Annotated in this window: 8 protein-coding genes and 1 pseudogene; 2 read left to right on the top strand and 7 right to left on the bottom strand. The window is 72.0% G+C overall.

Features of this window, described 5'->3' with window-relative positions; genetic code table 11:
• Positions 1-286: pseudogene (locus ACWDA7_RS11665) on the top strand (IS200/IS605 family accessory protein TnpB-related protein); the annotation flags it as partial.
• A 257-nt stretch (positions 287-543) separates the two neighbouring features.
• Here ACWDA7_RS11665 and ACWDA7_RS11660 read toward each other — a convergent pair.
• From ACWDA7_RS11660 to ACWDA7_RS11635, 6 genes are all read right to left on the bottom strand, one after another.
• A complete protein-coding gene (locus tag ACWDA7_RS11660) occupies positions 544-3,153 on the bottom strand; it encodes a SpoIIE family protein phosphatase (RefSeq protein WP_450603936.1) in 2,610 nt (869 codons plus the stop codon).
• A 286-nt stretch (positions 3,154-3,439) separates the two neighbouring features.
• Positions 3,440-3,868, bottom strand: a complete 429-nt coding sequence (locus ACWDA7_RS11655) for an ATP-binding protein (RefSeq protein ID WP_450603935.1) — start codon at positions 3,866-3,868, stop codon at positions 3,440-3,442.
• 313 nt (positions 3,869-4,181) lie between these two features.
• Positions 4,182-4,580, bottom strand: a complete 399-nt coding sequence (locus ACWDA7_RS11650) for a (deoxy)nucleoside triphosphate pyrophosphohydrolase (protein ID WP_450603934.1) — start codon at positions 4,578-4,580, stop codon at positions 4,182-4,184.
• Between the two features lie 53 nt (positions 4,581-4,633).
• A complete protein-coding gene (locus tag ACWDA7_RS11645) occupies positions 4,634-4,816 on the bottom strand; it encodes an SPOR domain-containing protein (RefSeq protein ID WP_359392085.1) in 183 nt (60 codons plus the stop codon).
• A 374-nt stretch (positions 4,817-5,190) separates the two neighbouring features.
• On the bottom strand, positions 5,191-5,943 hold the full coding sequence (locus ACWDA7_RS11640) for a GntR family transcriptional regulator (RefSeq protein WP_450603933.1): 753 nt from the start codon (positions 5,941-5,943) through the stop codon (positions 5,191-5,193).
• 147 nt (positions 5,944-6,090) lie between these two features.
• Positions 6,091-7,278 carry a DUF4190 domain-containing protein gene (locus tag ACWDA7_RS11635; RefSeq protein WP_450603932.1) on the bottom strand — a complete coding sequence of 396 codons (1,188 nt, stop codon included), beginning with the start codon at positions 7,276-7,278 and terminating at the stop codon, positions 6,091-6,093.
• Positions 7,279-7,486: 208 nt separating this feature from the next.
• Here ACWDA7_RS11635 and ACWDA7_RS11630 point away from each other — a divergent pair, with 208 nt between their 5' ends.
• Positions 7,487-8,608 carry a pyridoxal-phosphate dependent enzyme gene (locus ACWDA7_RS11630; protein ID WP_450603931.1) on the top strand — a complete coding sequence of 374 codons (1,122 nt, stop codon included), beginning with the start codon at positions 7,487-7,489 and terminating at the stop codon, positions 8,606-8,608.
• A 55-nt stretch (positions 8,609-8,663) separates the two neighbouring features.
• Here the strand turns inward: ACWDA7_RS11630 and ACWDA7_RS11625 are convergent, their stop codons facing one another.
• The gene (locus tag ACWDA7_RS11625; RefSeq protein ID WP_450603930.1) at positions 8,664-10,088 is read right to left on the bottom strand and encodes an RtcB family protein; all 1,425 of its coding nucleotides are present in this window, start codon (positions 10,086-10,088) and stop codon (positions 8,664-8,666) included.
• Positions 10,089-10,157 lie beyond the last annotated feature (69 nt).

The following is a 10,157-nucleotide window of genomic DNA, read 5'->3' as shown; positions in this document are numbered from 1 at the left end:
GATGCCGCGAGCATCGCGATCGGCAGGCGCGCCCTCGGGCACCGCATCCGGCGACGGACGGCACCGCCCCCACACGACCAGAGCGATCGTGTGGGGCATCGGACCGCCCAGGCCGGACACGGCACCCCAGGGCGTGAGGGAACCCGCCCCCGCATCCTTGGACCACGGACACGATCCACCGGGACCGGACGCGGCGCGAACGCGGGAGACCAGTGCATCCACCACCGTTCGGGATGCGCCAGTTGACCAGGACTGGGTACAAGACCCACTCCTGCTCACTGACTAGGAACGGTACTGGACCGCGAACGAGGCCCGCTCCCTCAGTGGCGAGCAACTGGTCGCCCTCGGCCCGACGCGTATCGACTGCACGGCGTACGACGTCGGCATGCCCGTCGTGGTCGGGTCCACGTACCTGTTCGGCGATCGCTCCTGGGGCACCCGTCCCCGCAGCAGTTGCCGAGACCCCGTACCGCAACGGCGGCGCGGGAGAGGTGACGTGCCCTCCCACGACCGGACTGGTACCGCGCGCCGCGACGGACCCCCTCAGAACAGGCTCAGCAACGCCTCCGCGGGGTCCGTGAGTCCGTTCTCGCCGTCGGGCAGCGGGAGTTCGAACCACACCGTCTTGCCGCGCGGCGTGCGGCGGGAGCCCCAGGCCGCGGAGAGCAGGCCGACCAGCTGCAGCCCGCGGCCCCCCTCGTCGGTGTCCCGGGCGCGGCGGCGGCGCGGCTGGACCAGGCCCGAGTCCCACACCTCGCACACCAGCGTCCGGTCGAGCAGCAGCCGCAGTCTGATCTCGCCCTCGCCGTACCGCAGGGCGTTCGTGACCAGCTCGCTGACCAGCAGCTCGGTCGTGTCCACCAGCGGCTCAAGGTCCCATGCGAGCAGCTGGCCGCGTGCGTACTCCCGGGCCCGCCCCACACTGCGCGGCTCGCGCGGCAGCGTCCAGTCGCCGACGGACTCGGCCGGCAGCCCCTGTACACGTGCCATCAGCAACGCGATGTCGTCCTCGCCGTGATGGGTGTTGAGGGTGTTGAGGATCTGGTCGCAGACGTCCTCCAGCGGCTGCGTGGGGTCGGTGAGCGCGCCCACGAACGCCTGCAACCCCTCGTCCAGCGGATGGTCGCGGGATTCGACCAGGCCGTCCGTGTAGAGCGCGAGGAGCGCCCCCTCCGGCAGTTCGACCTCCACCTCCTCGAACGGCTCGCCGCCCACCCCCAGCGGCATCCCGGGCGGGACGTCCAGCATCAGCGCGGGCTCACCCGGCTCGACGAGCACCGGCGGCAGATGGCCCGCGTTGGCGAAGGTGCAGCGTCGTGTGACCGAGTCGTAGACCGCGTACACACAGGTCGCGAGGTAGACCTCGGACAGGTCCGCCTCCCGGGGCCTGCGGGCCGCGCGGGTGGCCTGCTGGACGCCTCCGGGGGCACCGAGACCACGAGCGATCTCGTCCAGCTGGGCGAGGACCTCGGCCGGTTCGAGGTCCAGCTGCGCCAAGGTCCTCACGGCGGTGCGGAGTTCGCCCATGGCGACGGCGGCGCGCAGTCCCCGGCCCATGACATCGCCGACGACCAGCGCCGTGCGGTGGCCGGGGAGTTCGATGACGTCGAACCAGTCGCCGCCGACCTCGCTCGGCCGCCCCGTGGCCGCGTTGCCCGGCAGATAGCGGCACGCGATGTCGAGACCGGAGGCCTCCGGGTCGCCCGGCGGCAGCAGCGACCTCTGCAGTATCAGCGCGCGTTCGTGTTCGCGGCGGTACAGGCGCGCGTTGTCGATGCAGACCGCGGCGCGCGCGGCCAGCTCCACGGCGAGGGCGCGGTCGCGCTCGCCGAACGGCTCGCTGCCCTTGGTACGGGAGAACTGGGCGAGCCCGACCACGGTGTCGTGGGCGACCATCGGGACGGCGAGCGTGGACTGGATCAGGCCGCCGTCGTCGGCGGGGATGTGCCGGGGGCGGGCGGTGCGCAGGGCATCCGCGCAGGGCGAGTTGAAGGCGTAGTGGTGTACGGCGCCGACGTCCACGGGTTCGGGTCCGCCGACGAAGGGCGCGTCCGAGACGGCGCTGGCGAACGCCACGCGGCGCAACTCGGCGCTGCCGTCGGCCAATCCCGGCGGGGTCTCGTCGCCGACCAGGAGCCCCTGGTAGAGGTCGACGGTGGCGAGATCGCAGAAGCCGGGGACGACCACGTCGAGGAGTTCGCGCGCGGTGGTCTCCAGGTCGAGGGAGTTGCCGATGCGGGCGCCCGCCTCGTTCAGCAGGGCGAGGTTGCGGCGGGCGGCGGCGGCCTCGCGGGCCGCGGCACGGCGGGAGGTGATGTCGGTTCCGAGCCAGGCGATGCCGATAGGACGGCCGCTGCCGCTGTGCACGCGGTAGAGGTTGACGGACCAGTGCTTGCGCTCGTCGGAGCCCGGGATGAAGCCCGTGATGTGCATGTCGGTGATCGACTCGCCGGTCTCCAGGACGCGCTGCAGCGTCGCGAAGACGCGTTCGGCCTCGGGCGACTGCAGATAGTCGTGGACCGAGTGGCCGCGGTGGTCGTTCGGAGTGCCGCCGAACGTGGACGCGAACCGCTCGTTGGCGCGGCGTACCCGCAGGTCGGAGTCGATGAACACGAAACCGAAAGGAGATTGACCGAAAATCGCCTGCGAGGCGGCGAGGTCCGTCTCGATGCTGCGGAGGGTGCGGACGTCGACGATGATGCACACGGCGCCGCGCTCGCCTTCCTGCGTCGTGGTGGGCATCACATAGACCTCGGCGAGCCCCTCGGTCCCCTGGCCGCCGGGCATCCGGAAGGGGACGACCCCGGTCCACTCGCGGCCGTCGAGGATCTCCGCCATCTTGCGCTGGCCGCGCTCGCGCAACGGAGGGCTGATGAACGCCTCGATGGGGTCCATGCCGACGACTCGCTCGGCGGGGATGCCGAAGAGGTGCTCGGCCCGCAGGCTCCACTGCTCGACGAGCCCGTCAGGGCCGATGGAGAACGAGGCGACCTTGATGTAGTCGTAGATGGACCCGGGCGGGCTGCTCTGCCACATCGCCCCGCTCGTCGTGTCGCGGCTCTCGGCGGCCAAAGCGGAATCGACCGCGGCCCCCTCCCCGGTGCCGCCCGACGGGTCGTCGGACTCCGTGGCCCTCGCTGGTATCTCGCTCACGCGAACCGTCCCCTCCAGCTCACCGCGTCCGGCACCGGTCACCGGGGGCGGCTGCCCGCAGTATCCAGCACTACGGTGCCGCACAACACGGTGTTCACGATCACAGCCCGGTCCCGATGGTTTTTGGACCGGCCCGGCAATACTCCCAGTCTTCTAACCAGGTGGTGCCCCCTCGAATCAAAGACTTCGGACTTCTGCCGTGGCCGGATTCCATCGGTCCATGCCCCGGGGCGCCCGCCACCCCTCTCTCGGGGCTCCGCCGAGGGCTCCGCCCGAGGGCTCGCGGTCAGCCGGGCAGCGCGAGTTCGAACCAGACCGTCTTGCCGGGGTCGGCCGGCCGGGTGCCCCAGCGGCGCGAGGAGTGCGCGACCAACTGAAGTCCGCGGCCGTCCTCGTCCTCATGGCCGGCGGCGCGCTTGTGGGGCGGCTCGGGCAGTGGGTCGGACACCTCGACGAGCAGAGCGGGGTCGCCTTCGTCGGTACGGGCCAGCCGCACACCGATGGGGCCCTTGGCGTGCCGCAGCGCATTGGTGACCAGCTCACTGACCAGCAACGCGGTCACGTCCCCCAGCACGTCGAGCCCCCAGGTGCGCAGCTGCCCCCGGACTACGGCGCGAGCGGTCCGTACCGCACCGGGGTCAGCGGGAAAAGTCCACTCGGCGCTTTCGCCATGAGTGTCGAGCACGCCGACCACTTCCCAGGCCCAAATTCCCATCCCTGTCCGGTTTCGGCGGGTTAATTGGCACATACCCGATATCACGAGCGCCTTACCGCGCACCGGGGCGCACTGTGGCACGAACGGCGTATGGGGCGCCGGCCCCTGGAGCACCACAGGCCCGCCAGACCCCAGGCCCATAGCTGCCCCGCATCCGGCGGCTCCGGGGCTCCGATCGCGCCCTCACGCAGGCCAAAAGCGCGAATTCAGGCCTGCCGGCCGCGGGAGCCCTCTCACGGCAACGCCACAGGCTTTACCGACTTCATGCATAGGCCACAGGGCCGCCGCCGCGCCCCGGCCGAGCCCAAAGGAGTCAGTACCGCTTCCAAACGGTCAGCACCGCCTTGACCGCCGCCACGTCCTGGTCGAGCCAGTCCACGTCCCAGACCTCGTCCGGCGTCAGCCAGCGCAGCTCGTCGTGGTCCTCCAGGGGCTCCGGCGCACCGGCCAGAAGGCGGGCGGTCCAGACCCGCAGGACGTATCCCGGTTTCAGGGGCCACTCCCCCGGTACGTGCTCGACGGGCTCCGCCGTGACGCCGAGTTCCTCGCGCAGCTCGCGGATCAGGGCCTGCTCGGGGGTCTCTCCGGGCTCGACCTTGCCACCGGGCAGCTCCCAGCGTCCGGCGAGCTCGGCGGGCGCGCTGCGGCGGGCGGCGAGAAGGCGGCCGCCGTCGACCAGGGCGGCTCCCACCACCACGAGGGGTTGCGTCATGCGCCGGAGCCTACGGGAGCGCGCGACCGATCACACATCTGCGGCCGGCGCCCTCACTTGCCCCCCTTCTGCCCGATGCGCTCGACCCAGTAGAGCTGCTTGTGCCCGCGGGCGTCGAGGCTGTCCACGATCTTCTGCGCCTCGGCCCGGGTCGCGTACCTGCCCACGCGGTAGCGGTTGCCGTTGTCGTCCTGCCGTATGACGAGCCAGGGGAGAGTGACCGTGCCGTCGTTCATCGCGCCCCTCCACTTCCCGTCCCCGGCTCTCGCCGTGCCCCGCCCACCAAGGAAACCGCACTGCGCATATGCCCGAGCCTACGCCTTACCTTTACGCAGCGAACACGGCTTTTCACAAAGAGGTACGCAACCAGCCATGTCGGATGGGGCGCGCGCCGCCGAATGCGCCGCCCAGCACGCCCCCGGTACGCCCGAAACGGCGTGCGGGCTCCAGGTAAAGCGCCGGAGAGAGACTGGATTGCAACCGCTGCCCAGGCCACGCCCGTTGAGGGGCGGCGCGGACCGACTCGGCGCAGGGAAGGGGAAGCTGAGGGCCCGGCGGATGCGCCGCGGCGGACAGGAGTCCAGAGGGAGAGCGGGCGGGCGCCGTCCCGCTACTTCACCGGCAGGTGGTACGCCACCCGGTAGCGGTCCGCCGGCACCACCACGTCCGCCGTTTCCACCGGGCGGCCCGACGCGTAGTAGGTGCGCTGGATGACCACCACGACGTGCCCGGGGACTCCGCCCAGGGCGAGCAGCTCCTCCGCGAGGCCGGGGCGGGCGCCGACCTCCTCGATGACGTTGTCCACGATCACGTCGATGGCCGCCATGCGCTCGACGACACCCATGCCCCCGAGCGGTCCTTCCTCGGGGAGCATGACGGGGGTGCGGCCCGTCAGGGTGAGCGGCTCCCACGAGGTGGAGAGCATCATCGCGTCACCCCCGTCCCGGAACACGTACTTTGTGCACATCACGCGGTCGCCCGGCGCAATGGCGAGCCGCTCCGCGATGACGTCGCTCGCCTCCGTCTGCTCGCTGCGCGAGTCCCAGGTGCCGCGCGCGGAGGCCTCCGCCTGCTCCTGGCGGAACGGGGTGGCACCGCTCTGCGGCCGGAACCCGGACCGCGCCACGCGGCGCGGCACCGGCCGCTCCCTGACATAGGTGCCCGAACCGGAGCGACCCTCCACCAGACCTTCGGCCATCAGTACCTTGCGCGCCTCGAGGGCGACCGTGTCCGAGACCCCGTACTCCTCGCGGATCCGGGCCTGCGAGGGCAGGCGGGTGTGGGGTGGGAGCAGACCATCGACGATCTTCTTGCGGAGATCACCCGCGACACGCAGATACGCCGGCTGCTCACCGAAAGTCACTGGCCGCTCCCATCAGTTTGTACAGACAGCAACAGCCTGGCAACCGTGGGTTGTTCTATGCAAGCGCGGGCCAGAGAATCACCCGATGTGATTACCCGGCTCGGCCGAGGACGCTACGCAGGCACTTTCTCCCCGCTCTGGCCGCCGTCACACCTGCTTTCCGCTGTCCGTGCCTCCGCCCCCGCTGCCGCCACCGTCCGCGCCGTGCGACGGCGGAGTCACGGCGAGGCCCAGAGCCTTGCGGGCGGTCACTGCCGCCCGGCCCTCGATCAGTGCGCTGCCCCGGTCGTAGTGGACGTAGAAGGTGTCGGCGTCGGACGCCGCCGCGGCCTTCCGCCATTCCTCACGGGCCCGATCCAGGGCGTCGGCCTGGCCGGCGACGGGCCGCACCGCACCGTCCTGCCAGGTGCGGGCGCGCAGCCGACCGGTCTGGTCGGACAGCGCCGCGGCCACCCGGGCCGCCCACTGCTTGTGGCCCGGCAGGTCGTCCTCGACATACTCGGCGTCGGGAGCGGTGTCCAGAGCCGCGTACAGGACGCGGTCGGCACGCAGATAGGCCATCTGGTCGCCAGTGAGGGTGGAGGCGTCGCGGCGCAGGCTGCCGGTGAGGGTGGCGTGCTCGTCGGTGTTGCCGAACATGCAGGTGACCTCGCGGTCGCCGAAGGCCCAGCTCTCACGGGTGGGCGTGAAGTAGTACACGTCGACGTCGTCCGGGATCGCCCAGACGTCCATGGCGTACGTGTCCTGGAGCGCGTAGCACCGGGAGTCGGCCTTCCTGCCGACCGCGGAGTCGCCGGGGTAACCACTCTCCGGCAGCATGAAGTTCGCGAAGACCTCGGCCTGGTGCTCACCGGAGCAGGGCACCTTGTCGACGTCGTAGGCCTCGCCCTCCAGGGAACCGCCCGGCGCGTCGAAGCACTCGCCCTTCTTCACGGAGAAGGTCACACCGTTGCCGGGCGCGTTGCGCACCCCGTCCTTGAAGCCGTCCCAGAAGTCGTGCACCCCGCCCGTCGCGAAGGCGAGGACGACGAGGACGAGCCCGATCGAGGACATCACGATGCCGCCGATCGCGAGCCCCCGGCCGCGCTCACCGCGCCGCTTGATCTGCGACAGCGCGATCAGCCCGAGAAGCAGCCCGACGCCGGGCAGGCAGCACAGGATGCCGAGCACGAGCGCCGTGACCGCGAGCGCGTTGATCGGCGCCGGACGGTTGTACGGGCTGTAGCCCTGCCCCCAGGGCTGATACGGGAGCCCGCCCCCGTACGGCTGCTGATGGGGACCCTGCGGGTAGGGGCCCCCGGGCTGCTGGGGCTCACGGGGCGGGGGTATGGACACGGGACCGTGCTCCTCGTCCGGAGTGCGCAGAACTGATGTACGACGCGCATCGTAGGGGCGGAGGAGGCCGCGGCGGAACGCACGGTGTGCGCCGCACGAGCGCGGTCGTGCGGCACCCGAGGGCTGAGGGCTCGAGGGCGCAGCGCCACACGGGCGTCATGCACGGGTCACGGCGGATGCCGACCGGAAGGGCACCTACCCTGCAGGTATGACACCTTTGCCGGACCGTTACTGCCCGGTGGACGGCACGCGCGTCGCCGCAGAGTCGCTCGCCTGGTGCTGCCCCGTCTGTCGCGGTCCGCTCGACCTGGACTTCGCGCCGACCCCCGCTCCGCTCAAATCCCTCGGCGGACGGGTGAACTCGCTGTGGCGGTACGCGGAGACGCTGCCGCTGTCCACCCCCTCGATCAGCCTGGGAGAGGGCCGTACTCCGCTGGTGGAGCTGACGGACGGGGTCTCCGCCAAGCTCGACTTCCTCATGCCGACGCTGTCCTTCAAGGACCGGGGCGCGGTGCTGCTGGCCGAGCTGGCCCTGCGGCTGCGGCCGGGGCGGGTGGTCGCGGACAGCAGCGGCAACGCGGGCACGTCGATCGCCGCGTACTGTGCCCGGGCCGCACTGCCCTGCACGGTGTACGTCCCCGCGGCCACCTCACCCAAGAAGCTGGAGCAGATCGGGGCGCACGGGGCGCGGGTGCATGTGGTCGACGGCGACCGTGAGGCCGCGGCGCAGGCGGCACGCGAGGCGGCGGACGAACCGGAGACGTTCTACGCGTCGCACGTCTTCAATCCGTACTTCCTTCACGGCACCAAGACCTACGTCCACGAACTGTGGGAGGACCTCGACGGACGGCTCCCGGACGTACTCGTCCTGCCCGTCGGCAACGGCACCCTGCTGCTGGGCGCGGCCCTGGCCGTCGCCGAGCTGTACGGGGCGGGCCTGATCGGGCGCCGGCCTGCGCTGTACGCCGTACAGGCGGCCGCGGTCGCGCCGCTGGCGCACGCGTGGGAGGAGGGTGCCGACGACCTGACGGACGCCACACCCACGGCTCCCACGTTCGCCGAGGGCATCGCGATCCCCCGGCCGCCGCGGGCCCGGCAGATCCTGCGCGCGGTCCGCGACTCGGGCGGACGGTTCCTCACCGTGACCGAGGATCAGATCCGGCACGCCCAGGCGGACCTTGCCACCCGGGGACTCTATGTGGAGTCGACAGGGGTGGTGTGCTGGGCGGCGGTGCGGGAGGGGGTGCTGGGCGACCGCAGTGCGGCGGTACCGCTGTGCGGGGCCGGCCTGAAGACGGGGCCGGCGATCGGCGGACCGCCCCCCGCCTGAGGAGCGGCCGGCTTCCGGGGAGCCGGGCCTGCGTCGCGGACCCGGAGAGCGGGCGCTATCCCTTGACGACACCGAGCGGCACCAGGCGGGCGACCCGCCGCGCCAGGCCTGCCCCTTCCGCGGCACGGACGACCGCGTCGACGTCCTTGTACGCGTCGGGAGCCTCTTCGGCGAGCCCGCGCCACGAGGACGGCCTGACGGAGACGCCCTGTGCCTCCAGTTCGTCGCGCAGCTCCTCGCCGCGAACCCGGCGCAGCGCCTGGTGGCGGCTCCACACCCGCCCGGCGCCGTGGGCGGCGGACGCGAACGCGTCGTTGTCGGCGGCGCCGACCAGGACGTAGGAGGCCGTGCCCATCGTGCCGGGAACGAGCACAGGGTGCCCGAAGGCGGCGAGGTCCTCGGGCAGATCGGGGTGACCGGGCGGAAGGGCGAGGGTGGCGCCCTTGCGGTGGACGCACAGCCGGCGGGGTACGCCGTCCACGTCGTGGGTCTCGAGCTTGGCGGTGTTGTGGGAGACGTCGTAGACGAGGTCGAGCCCCGCCTGCGCGACGGTGGCGAAGGCCCGGCGCGCGGCCTGGGTCAGCAACTGCCTGTTGGCCCTGCCGTAGTTGGCTGCGGCCGCCATCGCCCCCAGATAGGCGCGGCCCGGTGCCGAGACGACGGGTGCGCAGGCCAGCTGCCGGTCCGGGAGACTGAGGCCGAACGCGCGCAGGGACTGGTCCATGACGCGGACGTGGTCGCTGCACACCTGGTGGCCGAGACCGCGCGAGCCGCAGTGGATCATGACGCAGACCTGGCCGTCGTGCAGCCCGAAGGCGTCCGCGGTCGGGACGTCGTACACCCGGTCCACCGCCTGGACCTCCAGGAAGTGGTTGCCCGAGCCCAGACTCCCCACCTGTTGGAGTCCCCGGTCCACGGCCCGCTGCCCCACCTGCGACGGATCGGCTCCGGTGAGCGCTCCTCGGTCCTCGCAGCGATCCAGGTCGCGCGGCACCCCGTGGCCCTGTTCGACCGCGTATCCGGCCCCGGCGACCAGGAGCTTCTCCATCTGCGCCCGGCCCGACAGCTTCCACAGCCCGCCGCGTCCCGTGCCGCGCGGCACCGTGTCGCCGAGGATGTCCATCAGGCTGCGCATCCTCGGCGCCAGGGGCTCACGGTCGATGTCGGCGGCGAGCAGCCGGACACCGCAGGAGATGTCGAATCCCACGCCGCCGGGCGAGACGACCCCGCCGGCGTCGATGTCCGTGGCGGCCACGCCGCCGATCGGGAAGCCGTAACCCCAGTGCACATCGGGCATGGCGAACGAGGCCCGCACGATGCCGGGCAGTGTGGCCACGTTCGCCACCTGCTCCAGCGCCTTGTCCCCGGCGGCCTGCGGCAGCAGCTCCCGCGTCGCGAAGACCACTCCGGGCACCCGCATCGGGTCGCACCGGTCCATGCGGAACCGGAACGGGCCCTCGGGCACCAGCGTGATGTCCATTCCGGATCACCGTCCGAAGAAGGGGCCGCCCCGGCACCGGGCAACGCCTGCCCGCGCCCCGGTCCCGGC

The organism is Streptomyces sp. NPDC001156, assembly GCF_053598275.1.
Note: the sequence above shows the minus strand (reverse complement) of the source record. Positions and strands in the feature narration are given on the sequence as shown.

Coding starts and splice junctions, on each gene's coding strand:
- ACWDA7_RS11625 (WP_450603930.1), bottom strand. CDS start 10,088: ATGGACATCACGCTGGTGCCCGAGGGCCCGTTCCGGTTCCGCATGGAC.
- ACWDA7_RS11655 (WP_450603935.1), bottom strand. CDS start 3,868: ATGGGAATTTGGGCCTGGGAAGTGGTCGGCGTGCTCGACACTCATGGC.
- ACWDA7_RS11650 (WP_450603934.1), bottom strand. CDS start 4,580: ATGACGCAACCCCTCGTGGTGGTGGGAGCCGCCCTGGTCGACGGCGGC.
- ACWDA7_RS11645 (WP_359392085.1), bottom strand. CDS start 4,816: ATGAACGACGGCACGGTCACTCTCCCCTGGCTCGTCATACGGCAGGAC.
- ACWDA7_RS11630 (WP_450603931.1), top strand. CDS start 7,487: ATGACACCTTTGCCGGACCGTTACTGCCCGGTGGACGGCACGCGCGTC.